The sequence below is a fragment of the Microcystis sp. M169S2 genome (genome assembly GCF_020245865.1).
GTDB lineage: Bacteria > Cyanobacteriota > Cyanobacteriia > Cyanobacteriales > Microcystaceae > Microcystis > Microcystis ichthyoblabe_A.
In genome coordinates, this window is sequence record NZ_JADBUB010000091.1 from 14268 (window position 1) to 32013 (window position 17746).

Here is a 17746-nt window from a genome sequence, read left to right on the forward strand (position 1 = left end):
GAAAATTTTTTGGGAAAATTAACTTAACTGCTCGATTAATCCAATAACTTTATCCTTAATTTCATCGCGAACTCGGCGAAAAGTTTCGATGGGTTGACCATCGGGATCATCAATTAACCAATCCTCGAAAATTTCCTGTAAAACCCATCCTTCCGGCAGATTGACACCGCAACCACATAGGGAGATAACGGCATCATAATCTTCGGGATTAAAATCCCTAATTGGTTTAGAAGTTTGGTCGGTAATATCGATACCAATTTCCCCCATAACTGCGATTGCTCCGGGGTGAACTTTGGCCGCTTCTAATCCGGAACTGGTGACAGCAATTTTACCCGCACCTAAAGTTTTAGCGAAACCTTCGGCGATTTGGGAACGACAGGAATTTTTTCTACAGGCAAACATGACTTTTTTCATGATTTTAACTCCTAGAAATTGATTTAATTAATAGCTTTATGGGCAATTGTGGCTATTTCTTGGGCGGCTTTTTCTTTCCTTTCACTATAGCGATCAGTCAGATAATCTACCTGATCCCGCAGGAGAATGGTAAACTTATAAAGTTCCTCCATTACATCAATAACTCGATCTCGATAGGGGGAATCTTTCATCGTGCCATCCTCGTGAAACTCTTGATAAGCTTTAGCCACCGAAGACTGATTGGGAATAGTAAACATTCGCATCCAACGACCAAGAATTCGCAGAGTATTAACCGCGTTAAAAGATTGGGAACCTCCGCTTACTTGCATGACTGCTAAAGTGCGTCCTTGAGTAGGTCTAACCGCACCAATACTTAAGGGAATCCAATCAATTTGGTTTTTGATAATGCCGCTAATATTGCCGTGAAGTTCGGGAGATGACCAGACTTGACCCTCAGACCATTGACTTAATTCTCGTAATTCTTGCACCTTGGCATGAGTATCGGGAACACTGCCATAAATCGGCAATTCACGCGGATCAAAAAAGCGCACTTCTGCCCCATATTCAGTGATAATTCTGGCAGCTTCTTCTGCTAATAAACGACTGTAGGAACGTGGCCGTAAAGAACCATACAGGAAAAGAATTCTCGGTTTGTGAGTCGATTGGATCATGGTGAATAATTATTTATAAGAACTCAAGCAACGAGGATCAAGAAGGGTGGCTTTTTCTGGATCTCTGGGAAACCAAAAGGCGGTTTTTTTACAGAATTCTACCAACATTAACATCACAGGTACTTCAATCAATACCCCCACTACTGTCGCTAAAGCAGCCCCCGAATTCAATCCGAATAACATCACCGCAGTGGCGATCGCTACCTCAAAATGATTACTAGCACCAATTAAAGCAGCGGGAGCGGCATCTTCGTAAACTAAATTGAGTTTGAGAGCGGCCACATAACTAAGTAAAAAAATCAGATTAGTTTGAATAAACAGGGGAATAGCAATCAGGAAAATATGCAGGGGATTACTAACAATTAAATCGCCTTTGAAAGCAAAGAGGAGGATTAAGGTTAACAATAAGGCAGTGATTGCCACAGGACTGAGATAGTGAAGAAAACGCGATTCAAACCAGGCGCGTCCTTTATGTTTAAAAATCCAGTGACGGCTATAGATACCAGCAATAAGCGGTAAACCAACGTAGATTAACACAGAAAAAACAATGGTCTGCCAGGGGACTACAAAATTATTAGCTGCCAGCAACCATTTACCTAGAGGAGCGTAGAGAAAAAGCATCGCTAGGGAATTGACTGCTACCATAATTAGGGTATGACCCTGGTTACTGTAGGAAAGATAGCCCCACATCAAGACCATAGCCGTACAGGGAGCAATTCCTAGTAAAATAGCTCCAGCAGTGTAGGAACTAGCTAAACTTACCGTCTGTCCTCGGATAATCTCCGTTTGACTCAACCAAGGCAGAAACAGCCAGCCGAGAAAAAATTGAGCCAGCGCCACCATGGTAAAGGGTTTGATCAGCCAATTAACCACTAAAGTTAAAATAACTGGTTTGGGAGTACGGGCAGCCCGGAGAGCCTGAGAAAAGTCGATCTTAACCATGATCGGATACATCATGAAGAAAAGACAGATGGCGATCGGAATAGAAACGTTATAGATACTCATGGCATCTAAAGTCCGCGCTACGTCCGGAAATGACCGACCGAGGGCAATTCCCGCCAAAATACAGAAAATAACCCAAAGGGTAAGGTATTTTTCAAAAATACTAAGGCTACCGCCAGCTTTGGCGGCTTTAGGATTGATTTGATTAGTCATCGCACAAAGGTGGAAAGAGAATAATGGGAGATTGGGTAATCCACCTTTATTATTTCAAAAAAAGTTGATATGTCAAGAGGAAAAGCTAGTTATAAAGCTTTAATATTTCTAAAAATCTTGATTGGTTACTGATTTTCCTCGCAGAAACGAGCGGGGACAAGGGCGGCAAAACGACGATATTCGGATAGATATTCTTCTAGGAGAAGAAATTGAGATAGATTTAGGCTGTAGTAGATCCAACGACCCTCTTGACGACTGCGGACTAAATTAGCTTCTTTTAGCGTTTTTAGGTGAAAAGATAATTTAGATTGGGCGATATCGAGATGATCGCGCAATTCACAGACGCATAATTCCTGATGTCGCAACAGTTGCAAAATTTGCAGCCGTAGGGGATCCGAGAGTGCCTGAAAACCAGTATAAATCTGGGTTAACGAGTCGGGAGATGTGGTCAGAGAGTTGAACATTGAGATAGTCCCTCGGTGGGAAGGAAATAAGAAAGCGGGAAAATTCAGAATTGCAACAAAACTTTATGTATTTTTGTATCGAATCAGGAAAACCAGCGAATCATCCCCTGTATGATAGACAATGGTTTTGACCAGAGACAATGGTTTTGACCAGATTAGCCTTTTAAATCATTGTAAACAGGTTAGGAGACATCATGGAATTATTTGCGGCTCTCAATTTAGAACCCATTTTTCAACTCACCTTCGTGGCGCTAATCATGTTAGCTGGCCCCTTTGTCATTTTCCTACTAGCTTTTCGTGGTGGCGACCTATAAAAATCGCCTCCCCCCCATTGTTATTCGTGCTTTTTTGACTTCTCTCCTCTTTAGGGAGAGATTTTTTGTCTAAAAGTTAGGAGATAGGAGATAGGAGTCAGGAGATTGCTTTTATTTATTCTCCCCACTTCCCCACTTCCCCACTTCCCCACTTCCCCACTTCCCAATTCATAATTTATAATTCACAATTCCCACTCCCCCTCTCCTAACAATCGACTGCTAAGATCGAACAGAGCGATCGATCTCTCGCTCCCACGATACCTGATAAAACTATCTATGATCATTAAAAATAACCCCTATTATCGGGCTGTAATCGGCTTTTGGGTCGCTTTTCTTGTGTTTTGGGGTTTTGGGAGTTTCTCACCCCTTCTTGCCCAAGCGAAAGAGGAACCAGCCGATGTACAATCGATTACCCCCTACCTTAAGCAATTTCAACAAAAAATTACCGAATTTAGCCTCGATAACGGAATAAAATTCATTATCCTAGAAAATCGCGATGCCCCGGTTATTTCCTTTGTCACCTATGCGGATGTGGGAGGTGCCGATGAACCGGACGGTAAAACAGGAGTTGCCCACTTTTTGGAACATTTAGCCTTTAAAGGCACAAAAACCATCGGTACTAGCGATTATCTTAGCGAGAAAAAAGTCCTCGATCGCCTTGAAGCTATAGATAAAGAACTGCAAGCGGCCAAAAAAGCGGGTAAAAGCGCAGAAGTGGCTAAATTAACGGAAGAATTTCAAAAAACTAAGGCAGAGTCCGAGAAATTCGTCCAACGCAACGAATACGGGCAAATTGTCGAAACTCAGGGAGGAGTCGGTTTAAATGCCACCACTTCCAGCGATGCAACTAGCTATTTTTACAGTTTCCCGTCGAATAAATTGGAATTGTGGATGTCTTTGGAATCGGAACGATTTTTAGAACCGGTGTTCCAACGGGAATTTTACAAAGAAAAAGACGTAATTCTGGAAGAAAGACGGATGCGGACGGATAATAGCCCCTTGGGTCTATTAATCGAAGCTTTTCTCGATCAAGCTTATACTGTCCATCCCTACAAACGTCCCGTTATCGGCTACGATCGAGATATTCGCAATCTGGAACCCTCAGATATCCAAAACTTTTTCGATAAATTTTATCCTGCCAGTAATTTAACCATAGCTATCGCCGGGGATGTGGACCCAGAACAGGTCAAACAGTTAGCTAAGGTTTATTTTGGTCGTTTTCCCGCTAAACCGAAACCCCCACAGGTGACGGTAGTGGAACCGAACCAAACCAAAACAAAGGAAATTACCCTAAAATTAGCCTCGCAGCCTTGGTATTTAGAAGGATACCATCGTCCCGCCCTCAATCATCCCGATCATGCGGTTTACGAGGTTATCGCCACTTTAATGAGTGAAGGAAGAACTTCGCGACTGTATAAAGCTTTAGTGGAGGACAAACAACTGGCCCTCGCTGCCCAGGGATTTAACGGCTTTCCGGGAGATAAATACCCGAATTTGCTGTTATTCTATGCTCTGAGCGCTCCTAATGCCAGCCTGGAGGAAGTAGCGCAGGGTTTAAATTTGGAGTTGGAAAGATTGAAAAATGAACCGGTTTCGGAACAGGAATTAGAACGGGTTAAAAATCAACTACGGGCAGCCCTATTAAGAGGTCTTGATTCTAACATGGGCATGGCGCGATCCTTGATCGAATACGAGGTAAAAACCGGCGATTGGCGTAATTTATTCGCCCAATTAGATGCTTATAATGCTGTCACGGCAGCTGATATTCAACGGGTGGCTAAAGAGACTTTTACCCCGGAAAATCGCACTATTGGCCGAATTTTACCGAAATAGAGAGATGGGGAGATAGGCGATTTTTCAGTGAGCGGTATTAAGTGAGCATGATTAAATGGCAGTTTTCTCCTGTCTTTTCACTGATTACTGTTTACCGATCCTTGAAAAAACCTACCTTCTCTCCTCCCCAGTGCAGTCTTAACAAGTAATTTAGATACCAGTTCATCACCCACTGCAGGATCGCAGAATCCAACCCAGTAAGACTCCAATACCACCAAAGCGGACAATTTGCCAAAAAACTTCCCCCAGCAGTCCGCGACGGATTCCTTCCCAGAATAGGCGCTTTAATTCCCCTTCTTTAAGTAAATTGCTTTCTAAAATTACCTCTAATTCTTGAATCTGTTCGCGAATTTGTACTAATTCCTTTTCTAGTTCAGGTAGGGGATTTTCGCGCCATTGGGGTTCTATTTGGCTAAATTGTGCTTCTAGGTCTTTTTTTTGCTGTTCTGCTTCGTTGATCTGTCGATAACGGTCTTTTAGTGATGCGATCGCCGCTTCGACTTCTTCAATCGCTTCGGTAAATTCTGCCGATTCATCGTTAGGGTATGGGTTTTCTTCTAAGGACATGGACTCGATCCGATTGCCTGCGTCTAAACTATAGTTATAGACGATTTTACGGTTTTACGAAACCTTTTGATTATGATTCCATCCCCTGTCTCTTCCTCATCTCAGACTATTGATGATCTATCTACCTTGGAATTGGCGCGGATTTTGGCGGAACGTTTGGCGATCGCACCGATTGACTGGCATCGTCTGAAGTCCAACCGTAATGCTCGGGCCGCTGAACAATTAGGGACGGCTTTGGTGTTTTTATTAGATAATCAGCCAGAAGAAGCACTTCCTCGGCTACAACAGGCTACAGGCTGGCTCGATCGCTCGATTTCTGCTCCTCCCTGTCCTTCTCACGGTCATGGTCATTAATTAAACCAGCGTTCCTGTTTAATTTGTTTACAAAGTTTCAGTTGGGTTCCTTTTTGATTCCAGTGAACTTGGTCGAAGATTTGATATAACATACACAGTCCTCGGCCATTTTCCGCTTCTTCGGGGGGAAAATTGGGACAATCGCAACTACAGCCATGATGGTGACAACCTGGCGTAAATCCACAACCTTCGTCGGTAATTACCCAAGAATACTCGTCTTTACTGCTAGAAAATTGAACGACCACGGTTTTGCTGGGATCGAGATGATTGCCGTGTTTAGCGGCATTAACTAAAGCTTCCTGCAATCCTAATCTAATTTCTGGTTCTAATTCTTCGGGAATACTAGCGGTCAATAAATCTAAAATCGGACAAAGATACAAGGTGGAAGCGAAACTCATAGTGTTCCAGCTTCGTTTGCTTGTTGGCAGTGAAATAGCAATCACACGTTTTACCTCTAGCTTTTATTAAATGACTGTTCTCTTACAGAAAGATTAAGGTCTCTTAACCGTCGATCTAGATGATTGCCATACCTAATGAGTCATATTTTGTCCCTTTTCTGTCTCTGAGATTGATTAGATATTTTTATGATTGATCTACACACCAATCGAGAATCAAGGCAGCTTTGAGAGAGTAGTTAATCAAAAAAGTAGTTAACTGGAACGGGGCTTAATATGCTATTATCCTTAACCGTTGACTTTTCAGCTATAAACGGCTAAAGGGTCGGGTTTTTCCCCTTATTTCATCCTACCATATTTGTGTTTTTTTGTCTAAGAAAAGCAGCGCATTCGACGTGGGGAGTTTGGGGAAAGAAATCGGCGGTTTGCACTTCTAGCAGTTGATAATCGCCTGTTTGACAGAGATATTGCAAGTCTCTGGCTAAAGTTGCACTTTGACAACTTATATAAACAATGCGTTGACTTTGCAGCTGTAACAGGCTATCAAGGACAGAGCGATCGCAACCTTTGCGGGGCGGATCGAGTAGAATAATGTCGGGTTTAACTGTCAGTTGCGGTAAAGTTTTTTCTACGGCCCCTAAAATAAAGGTTGTGTTGGTAATATTATTTAATTGGGCGTTAATCTTGGCTCGATCGAGGGAAAAGCTATAGGATTCTAGTCCAATCACCTCTTTAACCCGTTTAGCAAGGGGTAAAGTAAAAGTACCGATACCACAGTAGGCATCAATAAGAATTTCTTCACCTTTAAGCTCTAATTTCTGGCAAATAAGCGCAAATAAGGCTTCAGCAGCCTCTGTATTAATCTGAAAAAAGGTATCGGCAGCCAATTGATAGGTTAATCCGGCGAACTTTTCGTTAATATAGTCCCTTCCGGCGATAGTTGTGGTCTGAGTGCCAAAAATAGCATTACCTCGATCGGGGTTATAATTCAGGGTTACACCGACTAAATTGGCGTATTTTGCCAGCCATTGCTGCGCCTGTGCCTCAATTCCCTGTAAATTATTATCGGTACTAATCAGGGTTAATAAAATTTCTCCGGTGTGGCGGCCAATTCTTAGGGATAAATGGCGTAATTGTCCTTGATGGGTCTTTTCATCATAAATTGACCAGCCTTGCTCCTGAATATCCTGTTTTATCTCTGCTAGAAACGGATTTAAAGCCTGATCTTGAATCGGACATTGATTGAGATTAATCAGATGATGGCTGCCGCGACGATAATAACCTGCTTGCACATTGCCGGTGGGGGAAAATCCGAGGGGATAGGTAGCTTTATTGCGATAAGCGAGGGGAGAATTACCGGTGAGGGGAGGATAAACCAAAGGATCGGTAAAACCACCAATTCTGGTTAATACCTCTTGTACTTGCTCTTTTTTGACCTGAAGCTGAAATTGATCCTCGATGTGTTGCCATTGACAGCCACCACATTTATCGGCAACGATGCAGCGGGGCCGGATACGATGGGGAGATGCTTGGAGAATAGTTTGTAGTTTGCCGATCGCATGACTTTTTTTGATATAGGTGATGCGAGTTTGAATGCGATCGCCAATGACCGTATCTGGCACAAAAATCACCTGTCCTCGGTATTTTCCCACACCTTCGCCCGTATGGTTGAGGTCGGTAATCTCGATCTCGATTAAATCACCTTGTTGCATAGTTAGGGAAACCAGTTTTCATCTAGGGTTTCTTCTCAGTAAAAATAACCCAACTCTATTCTACAATCAAAAATTAATTTTTCTAAAATCCTAGATCAGCTTTGGCAATTTTGGCCGCCGCCAAAACTTCCTCATCGGGTAATTCTCGCCAGTCGGTCGCACCTATTTCAGTATAGAATTTTTGATCGTAGGCGCGAGTACGAATTACTACCGGCATGGGGACTGCATGACCTAAAACTAAAGCCTGTTGTTTTGAGTCTAATTTCGCTAACACTGATCGCAAACTTCCCCCTCCAGAAACACCAGTAAATATGGCTTCGATGTCCTTTTCATCGTTTAATAAACAGGTGATTCTCGTCCCTACCTGAGACATAACTTCGTTATCAATTCCTGAAGGTCTTTGATCGACAATTAAGAGAGTAACAAAGTATTTTCGCATCTCCCTGGCGATAGTTCCAAAAATAGTTTGATGCACCACGGCAGAATCGAGAAATCGATGAGCTTCTTCAATGGTAATCACTAACTGTTGCGGCCGATCAACGGGGTTTTTAGTTTGTAAAAAATATTCAGCTTTTTTAACATAATTAGCATGAATCCGACGGGTGATCATATTGGTGGCTAACATATAGGAAAGCATATTACTTTGGGAGCCAAATTCAATGACGACGTGCTTACCTGCATCTAAAGCTTGCAACACCTGATCGATATAATTGTGGGGACAAGAACTTCTTAAATATTTCAAACTATCTAGACGCATTAATTTTCTCTGGAGGGACATGATTGATCCCGCATGGCCCTGTTTTTCGGTACAGAAGATTTTAATATCCTCGTTACTCATATTCAATAACTGAGTAATCCAAGATTCTCCATACTCGTTATAGAGAATATTGGCATTATCTAAACTAGCTTCCGAGATGCCTAATTCCCGACCGATTAAACGAATATCCTCGATTTCAATCTGATTATAACTTAAGAATAATTCCTGCGCTCCTCTTACTCCCCGGCGTTTGGTAGAATCGGGATCGAGGGTATAAATTTCTACCTGTCCGGGGAATAATTGACATAATCCTTTCACCGTAGAAACCTCCTTCCCTTCTTTCATCGCTTCCCAACCGTATTCCGAGTGCATATCAAACATGAGGTTAACCCCTGCTTGTTTGCGAATAATACCCGAAATTAAGAGCCTGGTTAAAAAGGATTTTCCCGTCCCGGATTTGCCAAAAACGCCGTTACTACGTTCCACAAAGCGATCAAGATTAATACATATTGGCACGTCCATGTCAAGGGGTTGACCAATAGCAAAATTCTTTCTGGTGGGATCATCTTCCCAACCGAAAACCATGCGAAAATCCTGCTCACAAGCTTCATAAACTTGGCTAAAATGCGCGGGAATAGTTTTAACTGGCAGTAATTCTAAATCGGCGCTGGTTTGGGGTTGAAAAGAGCCTAAGGAAGTGTCGGAAACTGCCGGGGAATTACCTCCAGTCGGAGTAAACATGAGCATAGGTGATAGTTCAATAGTACCATAAGTACCGCTACCCGCTAAAACATCCCGCATAAAACTATCATCGGGATGGGGAGGATTCGCGATAATCCGGGGACTGGAGTTACCCAGGGAGACATCGGTGAGGAGACAGAAAAAACGCGAGCGAGTGCCTTGCACCACTAAAAATTTACCGACGCGCATATCCTCCACGGAAATATCCGGATAAAGACGGATTTCTAAACCTTCACTCAGGGAACCTTGAATAACCGATCCGAGGGGTTGTTCACTCATGCTAACCTTTATTTGTGGCGATCTATCTCCCTATTCTGTCACTTTTCCGTTAATCGGTGCAAACTCGATCGGGTACAGTCATCAGTGATCAGTAAACAGTAATCAGTGAACTTAAAACTCAAAACTAATAACTGATAACTGATAACTGATAACTGATAAAGGGGTTTAAGAAAAAAAATCGGGTTGATCAACGGGAAGCAAGGAAATAGCCAAGGGAGAAGAGAATGCCACTAAAAAAGTGAAGATTAACCGCTATAAACTTGCAGTTACTGACTAGCTGAGGTTGATCGTGATTTTGGTTAACGTGGTGGACTAATTGCCAAGCGAAAGGGAGACTAAGGAAGATTAAAAGGGTGAGAGGAGGATAAACTTGCAGCAGGACAAAAACTACCGTTAAAACGTAAACGAGAACCGTCACCACCGTTAAAACTTTAGAACCTTTTAAAGTACCTAAACGAGCAATAGGTGATTTTTTACCCGCTTTGAGATCATCGGCAACTTGATGGAAATGGGAACAAAAAAGGATGATAGAAGTGGTAATCCCGATAATAATTGAAGCCGCTAGACTAGAGACAGAAAAAGCACCAACTTGGGAATAGTAGGCAGCGGCAATCGCCAAGGGTCCAAAAGTAAAGAAACAGATAATTTCCCCTAATCCTTGATAACCGAGACGGAAGGGAGGCCCTTGATAGGTATAGCCCAAAAAACAGCAGAGGGCGATTAATTCTAGGATAGTCCAATCACCTCGCCAATAACTAATAGCAAAAATGCCAGTAATACCGACTAATAGAAAAAGATTACTGAGCCAGAAAATTAAAGATTTATTGCCAGTTAAATTAACGATCGAATGTGCCTTATTAACATCGATCCCAGTATCGGCATCAAAAACATCATTACTGAGATTTAACCAAGCGAGAATTAAAATAGCTGAGAGGATAAAAGTGGCAAAAATCGGCAGAGAAAATCCACCTGTTTCCTGATAAGCGATCGCTGTTCCCAAAATAATCGGTATAATCGCCACACTATACATTGGTGGTTTAAGGGCTGCTAACCAGAGTTTTTTGGGTGAGGGATTGGTGATAGTATCGGTGGTCATAGCTGAATAATAATCAGGAAAACTCGATCGCTCTAGGGATAAAAAATGAGGGTTTAAGGTAGAATTATAGCTTTTTGTGCCTCAACTAGAAAGACGACATTTCCTATTTGTGGTGATCAACAGAAGTTATTAAAAATGGTAGGGGTGCAGGGGATGCGCCCAAAATTTCCTATAGGGTGTTATTCTCTAGACGGTAAGCTGAAAATTCCTATAACTTTCCTAGCCACCGATGAGAGCGATCGCTAAAGATGATATTCTTTATATTCACCATGAAGATGTGCCAGTTTATAAAAAAGGCGGTTCGGTGGTGAGAAATAGTTATTTTTGGGCGCTAAAATCGATCGCCTGTGGAGCGCGTCGGGGACAGGATTGGGAGTTTGATGCAGAGGTGTGGGTGGCGCTGGTGCGGATGTTGCTCTGTTTTGCCAATTCTGGCTATTTGGGGGATGGTGAGACAATTTTAGAGTTTACTGTCGATTGTCCTATTCCCGAACCTTTGCGGGGGATATCTACTTACTTATAGCCTCGCTGAGATAGTTAGCGGTGGATTCCACTAGGGGAATAGTATTTTCGTATAACATTCGCGTCGGTCCGATAATGCCGACACTACCGACGGGAGTATCTCCCTGTTTATAAAAAGCGGAGATAAGAGTACAAGGGCGCATGGATTCCAGAGGATTTTCGGAACCAATGGTGATTTTGACTTTTTTAGCTGATTTTTCTAGTTCTGGTCTTTGTAAAATCAGGGGTAAAAGGCGATCCTGTTCTGCTTCCAATAGATGCAGTAACATTTGTACTTGTTGCCATTGGGCGAATTCTGGCTGTCGAATGACTTCAGCGACACCATGGACGATAATCTCCGGGGTGGCAGTGGATTGGAGACTAGCGCTGATTTCTTGGCTTAATTGTTGGAGAAAATGGGTATAACGGGTAAATTCTCGCTCGATTTGCTGCCAATCGAGGTTAATTAAATCTGCCAAGCAATAACCCTTTAATTTTTCCCCGAGAAAATTAGACAGGATTTGTAATTCTTCTGCTAATCCATCCTTCTTGTCCGTTGCCATAGACTCAGGAATTTCTATCATAACTGAGCGTGTTTGTAAACTATCTGTAACAATAATTAACATAATCTGCCGGTTCGAGACGGGGATTAATTGCAGATGACGCAGGGTATTAGTGAGGGTGTGGGGAAGGGTAACGATAGCGATATAACCGCTTAAACCAGCTAAAAACTGGGTGGCCCGTTGCAGCAGACTTTCGAGACTCCAAGCGGGAGATTTAGCGTTTTGATGCAGATAATAGCCGATTTTTTCGCCGATACGGTCATCGGGAGTCATTAACTCATCGACGTAGAGACGATAACCCCAATCGGAGGGAATGCGTCCGGAGGAAGTGTGGGGTTGATAGAGTAAACCTTCTTTTTCCAGTTTACCGAGAGCATTGCGAATCGTGGCGGAACTAACAGTAAATTTGTACTCCTCTAGCAGAGTTTTCGAGCCAACCGGTTCGGCTGTGGCGATATAATGTTGGATTGTCGCCTTTAAGATATGTTGATAGCGATCGCTGAGATGGGTTCTAGCGGACATAGGGGAATAATCTTAACAAAAGATTTATAACATTTTTCTAGACAGTATAACGCTTATTCAGTTATCAGTTATCAGTAATCAGTTATCAGTAGTCAGTTATCAGTAATCAGTTATCAGTAGTCAGTCATCAAGGTTCTTCGTTACTTGGGATGGTTCGATCGGGTGGCATAAATCGACTATATCCTTATCTGGCCAGAGATTTAATTGATTAGTTCGCTCTAGATCAAAAACAATTGACAAAAATCGCGGCAATGTCTGTCTCTATAAGGGTTTCATTCCTTATAGAGACAGACATTGCAGAAGACAAACCGAAGGACCGTAATCAATGGGGAGAAGGGGGATAGTTTACCCCGCTCTTTTCCCGATGGGGGCGATCAAAATTAGTAACGGGGAATATTAGGATCGACGAGGAGGGAATAAGCATCAATGCCGCCGTTAATATTTTTAACATTGGTAAAACCCTGACTTTGTAGCCATTGGCACATCTGTAGGGATCTCATGCCATGGTGACAGATAACGAGGGTTTCCGCTTGGGGGTTGAATTGGCTGGCAATAGTGGGCGACCATTCTTGGTATTGACTCAAGGGTAAAATGGTAAAATTGGCCACAGATGCCATGGCAACTTCCTCCGGTTCGCGCACATCAATAAGTTGTAAATTAGGATCATGATCGGCTAAACGGAGAGCGAGTTCATGGACGCTAATTTCGGGAATGCTCATAGATTTGGTTTTAAGAATCGGTTATCTTTCCTTTAGAGTAGCAAATCGAGGGACCCTGAGCGGTTAGGGACTTGCGTAGGAATAATATCGCAGCCAAGTGGGGGGATTTGGTCAGTGCCAGAGCGGGGGGTGATATAATGGGGAAACGGCAGGTATTGAAGAGATTGATGCTTTTTAGTACGCCGATTAATCGACAAGCTGAATTTTGATGAATATTGAACAAGCCGTTATCGAAAACTTGCGAAAACTTCCTTTAGAAAAACAACAAGAAGTCTTAAACTTCAGCCAATTTCTAACTCAGATAACTTCGCCAAAAATTGAAGAGATGACCTCCCAAGAAAAAGCAGAAGATTGGCTAAAATTTCTGGAAAGTCAACCCAAGGATACCCCGGGATTACCTGATGAAGCCTTAGGGCGTGAAACTATCTATGACTGATGGCTAACTATCTATTTGATACCAATATTTTCCTGAGGCTGAGTGACCGAATTTCCGCTAATTATGCCTTAGCAAGAGATGCGACCTATATCTTAATAGAGCAAGGACATAAATGCTGCTTGACCTCACAAATTATCATTGAGTTTTGGGTAGTTGCCACCCGTCCTACTGAGGTTAATGGGTTAGGCTGGACTCCTGAAAGAACTAAAAATCAAATCAATCAATTTCTAACCAGATTCACTGTCCTCGAAGAAACGCCAGAGATATTTACCCTTTGGTTTCAATTAGTCACTGACTATAACATCAAGGGAAAAAGGACTCACGATATTAGGCTTCTGGCTGTTATGAAAGCTCATAGTATCACTCATTTATTAACCTTTAATCCTGATGACTTTGTTCCCCTTCCTAATATCATCATCCTTCAGCCGCAAGACTTACTTAATCCCTAATGGTGAGGGGAATTCTGGGGAACAGAAAAAAGCGCATTTGCCCCCGGCTGGATTTCAGTTAAGCTTTGATCAGAGGTTATTGCAGGAGGGAGTTATTGATACCGAATAGATTCACCCAGATGTATTGCGCTGAAGCTATCTTTTCCCCAGTTTTTTATCCTCTGATTAATTTCTAACTTATACTGCATTCTCCCCACTTCCCCACTCACCATCTCCCCATCTCCCCACTTCCCCACTCACCATCTCCCCATCTCCCCACTTCCCCACTCACCATCTCCCCAACTTATGATTCCCCTACAATTAACCCTAAAAAATTTTCTCAGTTATCGCGAGGCAGTGCTAGATTTTCGCGGATTACATACTGCCTGTATTTGTGGTGCCAATGGTGCGGGAAAATCCTCTTTACTCGAAGCAATTACTTGGGCAATTTGGGGAGAAAGTCGCGTCTCGATTGCTGATGATGTGATTCATGCGGGCAGCGATTATGCGCGGGTAGATTTCGAGTTTAGTTATGGGGGAGAAATCTATAAAATTATCCGTAGTCGTCACCGGGGGGGAAAAGCTTCTGGTTTAGATTTTCAGGTGATTAATGATCAAAGTTTTCGTCCTTTATCGGGTAAAAGTATTAAAGATACCCAAGCACAGATTAATACTTATCTAAAAATAGACCATAAAACTTTCATTAATTCTGCTTATTTACGACAGGGACAAGCGGACGAGTTTATGAAACAGCCTCCTAGTGGTCGTAAACAGATTTTAGCAGAATTATTACAGCTTGATCGCTATGAAATTTTAGCAAATAAAGCCAAGGAAATATCGAAACAATTTGATGGACAGTCCCTCCAGATCGAGCAGCAAGTAGAAACGATAAAACTCCGTCTTCAGGAGAAAAATTCTTATCGGGAACACCTGCAAGAGTTAAGCACCCAAATTAACCAAATTAATCAAGAACAAGAGGTAAATAATCGGCGTTTACAGCAACTGCAAGGGGAAGAAAATCAGCGTCAGAATTGGGAAAAACAGCTGCAGTGGCAACGAGAACAGGAGCGAGCTTTATTAGCGGAAATCGAGAGATTAGACCGGGAAAAAGTTAGTCTAGATAATCAATTAAATCAAATAAGTACTATTCTTCATCGCAAAAATGACATTATTACCGCACACGAGCGCCTAATCAATTTAGACCAGAAAGAGGCAAGTTTGTCAAGTCAATTGCAAGCTTGGCAACAGGCCCAGTATGATAAACAACAATTAGAACAGAAATTACAGCAAAAAATTAACGAATTTACCCTTCCCATCCAACAAACGAGCGCTCGTTTAGAAGAATTGGGAAGACAGGAACAAGAAACTCAAAAAATTATCGAGCAAGCGGGGGATATTCAAGCAGCATTGGAGAAGTTAAATTATCATCGTCAACGTCTTCAGGAATTGGATAGATTAGCTTTAAAATATGCTCCTTTAAATAGCCGAAAAGCTGATCTAAATATGCAGTTGGAACGGGAAAAAGCCAGGATTAATGCTCGTCGGGAACAACTGCAAAGAAATCGGCAACAATTAGAGACAGAAATCGCTCGTATTCCTCTACTAAGAGAGGAGGCTCTCAATTTAGCCAAACGGATTAAGGAACTAGACAAAAAACAAACCTATTGTGAACGAGTGGAAGAAAAGGAAACCGTTAAACAAGTGGATAAAAAAAGTTTATTGGAGCAACAGAAAAGATATGAAGAACAACTTTTAGAGTTAACTGATAAATTGGAAAAATTGAATATTCCCGATTCGGTTTGTCCTTTATGTGAACAGAATTTAGACAGTCATCACCGTCATCAGGTAATCAGGAAAACCCATCAACATCAAGAACAAATTCAAGAGCAAATTTGGTCCCTACAGGAACAGATGGCAGACTGCGATCGAGATTTAAAACGTTTAGGGGAGGAATTAGCCCAAATTAAACAAGAATTGCCAGCAAGATTGAATCTACAACAAAAATATGTGCAGTTGGAAGTCAAGTTAGAAACTATTGAAGAAAAGGAAATAGAACTAGAGAAAACCGAGGAGATACTCGTCCAGTTAGAAGCACTTTTAAGCAGTGGTAATTATGCCTTAGAACTACAGCAAGAATTGCAAATTGTCAATCAAGAAATCGCCTTCTTAAACTATGATGAACAAAGTCATGCTTTAGTCAGAGGAGAAGAAAAAAGATGGCGTTGGGCAGAAATTCAAGAATCAGAACTTAAGCAAGCAAACCGTCGTTTAGCTAATATCAAGGCTGAGAAACCTAATTTAATTAATCAATTAGCTAGACTAGAACAAGAGAAGCAAGAACTAGGTCAAAATTCCCCAATTAAACAGGAAATTGAACGCTTAGAAAAGCTTATTCAAAACTTAAATTATGATCGCAGTGAACATCAGAATATTCAAAATCTGATCCGACAATTACAGGGGGTAAGATTACAGTATCAAGACTGGCAACAAGCAGAAAAAAATTATCCAGAAATAGCCGCTAAAATCGCTGACATTGAGCAAAGATTACAGCTGCGAAATGAGGATCGCCAAAAGATAAATCAGGAGTTAGCAAATATTAATCAAAAGATTGGGACTTTGACCGACTATCGCCAAGAAATCGCTGCTTTATCGACTAATATTCAACAGCGAAGACAGATAATTGATGGATTGCTCTCCCAAAAAGGTCGGGTTGAGGAGAAATTACATCAACTAGAAACTTTAGGTAAACAACTGACAGAAAAAGAAAGCGATTTAGCTAAAGTTAAAAAACAATATAGAGTTCATAAAGAGTTAGCCCTAGCTTTCGGCAAAAATGGTTTACAAACTCTGATGATTGAGAATGTTTTACCAGAGTTAGAAGCCCAAACTAATCATATTTTAGCTCGCTTAACTGGTAATCAATTTCATGTGCATTTTTTAACCCAAAAAAGTGGTAAAGGTACTAAGAAACAGCAACAAAAGTCAATCGATACTTTAGATATTATTATTGGTGATACCCGGGGATCCCGTCCCTACGAAACCTATTCAGGAGGGGAAGCTTTTCGGATTAATTTCTCGATTCGATTAGCTTTAGCGAGATTATTGGCACAAAGAGCCGGAACAGCCCTACAAATGCTCATTGTTGACGAAGGATTCGGAACTCAGGATGCGGAAGGATGCGAGCGCTTAATCGCGGCAATTAACGCTATATCCGCCGATTTTGCCTGTATTTTGACTGTAACTCATATGCCCCAATTTAAAGAAGCTTTTCAACATCGCATCGAAGTCCGCAAAACCGAACAGGGTTCCCAATTGATGTTATTATCCTAGGAAAAATATTGATGTAAATATGGAAAAAATTACGGTTACAGTAAAACTATTTGCTATTTATCAAGAAGTCTATCAAACTTCACAATTAAACCTCGAATTTCCTGCCCACACTTCCGTGGCAGCAGTGTTAAACTATATTATAGCCCCCTATCCTCAATTAGAAAGATGGCGCGATGTTACTCGTTTTGGAGTTAATCTTCAGTTTGTTTCGGGAGAGAAAATCCTCGAAAATGGCGATGAGATAGTTCTAATTCCCCCCGTTAGTGGTGGCTAAATGGGGTTTGCTGAAAAAGTACGGGCGAAGCATTCGGATAGAAAATCTACGGTTTCACCGATAGGTTATTGTCCGAATGCTTCGCCCCTACAGGACGCGGGCTGATGAAGACGCAAGGTTTTGAAGCACGATTCTCTCAAAATCTTGCACCTGTTTCGCGAGAAAAGCCACAAAACCCTTACCTTGCCTACATTTCACATTTGTTCAGCAAGCCCTAAATG

General features: G+C 41.9%; 19 protein-coding genes. 8 read left to right on the forward strand and 11 right to left on the reverse strand.

Translation table 11 applies throughout. From position 1 onward, the window contains the following. Positions 1–18 precede the first annotated feature (18 nt). The 4 genes from arsC to IM485_RS09120 all read right to left on the reverse strand — a co-directional run bounded on the left by arsC (position 19) and on the right by IM485_RS09120 (position 2704). Entirely contained in the window at positions 19–414 is a 396-nt protein-coding gene (gene arsC, locus IM485_RS09105) for an arsenate reductase, glutathione/glutaredoxin type (protein WP_287742552.1), read from the reverse strand. Between the two features lie 23 nt (positions 415–437). Continuing rightward, the gene (arsH, locus tag IM485_RS09110; RefSeq protein WP_002793734.1) at positions 438–1085 is read right to left on the reverse strand and encodes an arsenical resistance protein ArsH; all 648 of its coding nucleotides are present in this window, start codon (positions 1083–1085) and stop codon (positions 438–440) included. 9 nt (positions 1086–1094) lie between these two features. Then, positions 1095–2240 carry an ACR3 family arsenite efflux transporter gene (gene arsB / locus IM485_RS09115; protein WP_002737294.1) on the reverse strand — a complete coding sequence of 382 codons (1146 nt, stop codon included), beginning with the start codon at positions 2238–2240 and terminating at the stop codon, positions 1095–1097. 125 nt (positions 2241–2365) lie between these two features. After that, positions 2366–2704 (reverse strand): ArsR/SmtB family transcription factor, encoded by a 339-nt coding sequence (locus IM485_RS09120; protein WP_002737698.1) that lies wholly within the window; start codon positions 2702–2704, stop codon positions 2366–2368. Positions 2705–2898: 194 nt separating this feature from the next. On the opposite strand from IM485_RS09120, the gene psb30 reads away from it, so the two are divergent. Then, a complete protein-coding gene (gene psb30 / locus IM485_RS09125) occupies positions 2899–3018 on the forward strand; it encodes a photosystem II reaction center protein Ycf12/Psb30 (protein WP_002736367.1) in 120 nt (39 codons plus the stop codon). 276 nt (positions 3019–3294) lie between these two features. Continuing rightward, complete coding sequence (locus IM485_RS09130) at positions 3295–4851, forward strand: M16 family metallopeptidase (RefSeq protein WP_287742555.1); 1557 nt, start codon at positions 3295–3297, stop codon at positions 4849–4851. A 165-nt stretch (positions 4852–5016) separates the two neighbouring features. Here the strand turns inward: IM485_RS09130 and IM485_RS09135 are convergent, their stop codons facing one another. Further along, positions 5017–5418, reverse strand: coding sequence for a sll0565 family protein (locus IM485_RS09135; protein WP_002735395.1), 402 nt, complete (start codon positions 5416–5418; stop codon positions 5017–5019). Between the two features lie 72 nt (positions 5419–5490). Here IM485_RS09135 and IM485_RS09140 point away from each other — a divergent pair, with 72 nt between their 5' ends. Continuing rightward, positions 5491–5772: a DUF6439 family protein gene (locus IM485_RS09140; RefSeq protein WP_104396893.1), complete on the forward strand. Its 282-nt coding sequence runs from the start codon at positions 5491–5493 to the stop codon at positions 5770–5772. On the opposite strand, the gene IM485_RS09145 is transcribed toward IM485_RS09140, so the two are convergent. The 4 genes from IM485_RS09145 to menA form a co-directional block, all read right to left on the reverse strand. Then, positions 5769–6170, reverse strand: coding sequence for an ATP-binding protein (locus tag IM485_RS09145; RefSeq protein ID WP_104396892.1), 402 nt, complete (start codon positions 6168–6170; stop codon positions 5769–5771). The two genes, IM485_RS09140 and IM485_RS09145, sit on opposite strands and share 4 nt — an antisense overlap. Before the next feature lie 341 nt (positions 6171–6511). Beyond that, the gene (gene rlmD / locus IM485_RS09150) at positions 6512–7879 is read right to left on the reverse strand and encodes a 23S rRNA (uracil(1939)-C(5))-methyltransferase RlmD (RefSeq protein ID WP_104396891.1); all 1368 of its coding nucleotides are present in this window, start codon (positions 7877–7879) and stop codon (positions 6512–6514) included. Between the two features lie 82 nt (positions 7880–7961). Then, positions 7962–9656, reverse strand: coding sequence for a helicase HerA domain-containing protein (locus IM485_RS09155; RefSeq protein WP_002737662.1), 1695 nt, complete (start codon positions 9654–9656; stop codon positions 7962–7964). A 187-nt stretch (positions 9657–9843) separates the two neighbouring features. Continuing rightward, a complete protein-coding gene (gene menA, locus IM485_RS09160) occupies positions 9844–10752 on the reverse strand; it encodes a 2-carboxy-1,4-naphthoquinone phytyltransferase (protein WP_287742557.1) in 909 nt (302 codons plus the stop codon). Between the two features lie 229 nt (positions 10753–10981). Here menA and IM485_RS09165 point away from each other — a divergent pair, with 229 nt between their 5' ends. Beyond that, complete coding sequence (locus IM485_RS09165; protein ID WP_002760270.1) at positions 10982–11275, forward strand: hypothetical protein; 294 nt, start codon at positions 10982–10984, stop codon at positions 11273–11275. On the opposite strand, the gene hrcA is transcribed toward IM485_RS09165, so the two are convergent. Then, positions 11262–12338, reverse strand: coding sequence for a heat-inducible transcriptional repressor HrcA (gene hrcA / locus IM485_RS09170; RefSeq protein ID WP_287742559.1), 1077 nt, complete (start codon positions 12336–12338; stop codon positions 11262–11264). The genes IM485_RS09165 and hrcA overlap by 14 nt on opposite strands. A 380-nt stretch (positions 12339–12718) precedes the next feature. Then, positions 12719–13057: a rhodanese-like domain-containing protein gene (locus IM485_RS09175; protein ID WP_002760272.1), complete on the reverse strand. Its 339-nt coding sequence runs from the start codon at positions 13055–13057 to the stop codon at positions 12719–12721. Between the two features lie 208 nt (positions 13058–13265). Here IM485_RS09175 and IM485_RS09180 point away from each other — a divergent pair, with 208 nt between their 5' ends. The 4 genes from IM485_RS09180 to IM485_RS09195 all read left to right on the forward strand — a co-directional run bounded on the left by IM485_RS09180 (position 13266) and on the right by IM485_RS09195 (position 17525). Further along, entirely contained in the window at positions 13266–13493 is a 228-nt protein-coding gene (locus IM485_RS09180; protein WP_004163204.1) for a hypothetical protein, read from the forward strand. Continuing rightward, the gene (locus IM485_RS09185; RefSeq protein WP_104396888.1) at positions 13493–13942 is read left to right on the forward strand and encodes a type II toxin-antitoxin system VapC family toxin; all 450 of its coding nucleotides are present in this window, start codon (positions 13493–13495) and stop codon (positions 13940–13942) included. Before IM485_RS09180 ends, IM485_RS09185 begins: the two co-directional genes overlap by 1 nt. 285 nt (positions 13943–14227) lie before the next feature. Further along, the gene (gene sbcC / locus IM485_RS09190; protein WP_104396887.1) at positions 14228–17251 is read left to right on the forward strand and encodes an exonuclease subunit SbcC; all 3024 of its coding nucleotides are present in this window, start codon (positions 14228–14230) and stop codon (positions 17249–17251) included. 19 nt (positions 17252–17270) lie between these two features. Beyond that, entirely contained in the window at positions 17271–17525 is a 255-nt protein-coding gene (locus IM485_RS09195; protein ID WP_046662990.1) for a MoaD/ThiS family protein, read from the forward strand. The last annotated feature ends 221 nt before the right edge of the window (positions 17526–17746 follow it).

What these genes read in the sequence shown, in the direction of transcription:
- arsC (WP_287742552.1), bottom strand. Translation starts at nt 414, where the DNA reads ATGAAAAAAGTCATGTTTGCCTGTAGAAAAAATTCCTGTCGTTCCCAA.
- arsH (WP_002793734.1), bottom strand. Translation starts at nt 1,085, where the DNA reads ATGATCCAATCGACTCACAAACCGAGAATTCTTTTCCTGTATGGTTCT.
- arsB (WP_002737294.1), bottom strand. Translation starts at nt 2,240, where the DNA reads ATGACTAATCAAATCAATCCTAAAGCCGCCAAAGCTGGCGGTAGCCTT.
- IM485_RS09120 (WP_002737698.1), bottom strand. Translation starts at nt 2,704, where the DNA reads ATGTTCAACTCTCTGACCACATCTCCCGACTCGTTAACCCAGATTTAT.
- psb30 (WP_002736367.1), top strand. Translation starts at nt 2,899, where the DNA reads ATGGAATTATTTGCGGCTCTCAATTTAGAACCCATTTTTCAACTCACC.
- IM485_RS09130 (WP_287742555.1), top strand. Translation starts at nt 3,295, where the DNA reads ATGATCATTAAAAATAACCCCTATTATCGGGCTGTAATCGGCTTTTGG.
- IM485_RS09135 (WP_002735395.1), bottom strand. Translation starts at nt 5,418, where the DNA reads ATGTCCTTAGAAGAAAACCCATACCCTAACGATGAATCGGCAGAATTT.
- IM485_RS09140 (WP_104396893.1), top strand. Translation starts at nt 5,491, where the DNA reads ATGATTCCATCCCCTGTCTCTTCCTCATCTCAGACTATTGATGATCTA.
- IM485_RS09145 (WP_104396892.1), bottom strand. Translation starts at nt 6,170, where the DNA reads ATGAGTTTCGCTTCCACCTTGTATCTTTGTCCGATTTTAGATTTATTG.
- rlmD (WP_104396891.1), bottom strand. Translation starts at nt 7,879, where the DNA reads ATGCAACAAGGTGATTTAATCGAGATCGAGATTACCGACCTCAACCAT.
- IM485_RS09155 (WP_002737662.1), bottom strand. Translation starts at nt 9,656, where the DNA reads ATGAGTGAACAACCCCTCGGATCGGTTATTCAAGGTTCCCTGAGTGAA.
- menA (WP_287742557.1), bottom strand. Translation starts at nt 10,752, where the DNA reads ATGACCACCGATACTATCACCAATCCCTCACCCAAAAAACTCTGGTTA.
- IM485_RS09165 (WP_002760270.1), top strand. Translation starts at nt 10,982, where the DNA reads ATGAGAGCGATCGCTAAAGATGATATTCTTTATATTCACCATGAAGAT.
- hrcA (WP_287742559.1), bottom strand. Translation starts at nt 12,338, where the DNA reads ATGTCCGCTAGAACCCATCTCAGCGATCGCTATCAACATATCTTAAAG.
- IM485_RS09175 (WP_002760272.1), bottom strand. Translation starts at nt 13,057, where the DNA reads ATGAGCATTCCCGAAATTAGCGTCCATGAACTCGCTCTCCGTTTAGCC.
- IM485_RS09180 (WP_004163204.1), top strand. Translation starts at nt 13,266, where the DNA reads ATGAATATTGAACAAGCCGTTATCGAAAACTTGCGAAAACTTCCTTTA.
- IM485_RS09185 (WP_104396888.1), top strand. Translation starts at nt 13,493, where the DNA reads ATGGCTAACTATCTATTTGATACCAATATTTTCCTGAGGCTGAGTGAC.
- sbcC (WP_104396887.1), top strand. Translation starts at nt 14,228, where the DNA reads ATGATTCCCCTACAATTAACCCTAAAAAATTTTCTCAGTTATCGCGAG.
- IM485_RS09195 (WP_046662990.1), top strand. Translation starts at nt 17,271, where the DNA reads ATGGAAAAAATTACGGTTACAGTAAAACTATTTGCTATTTATCAAGAA.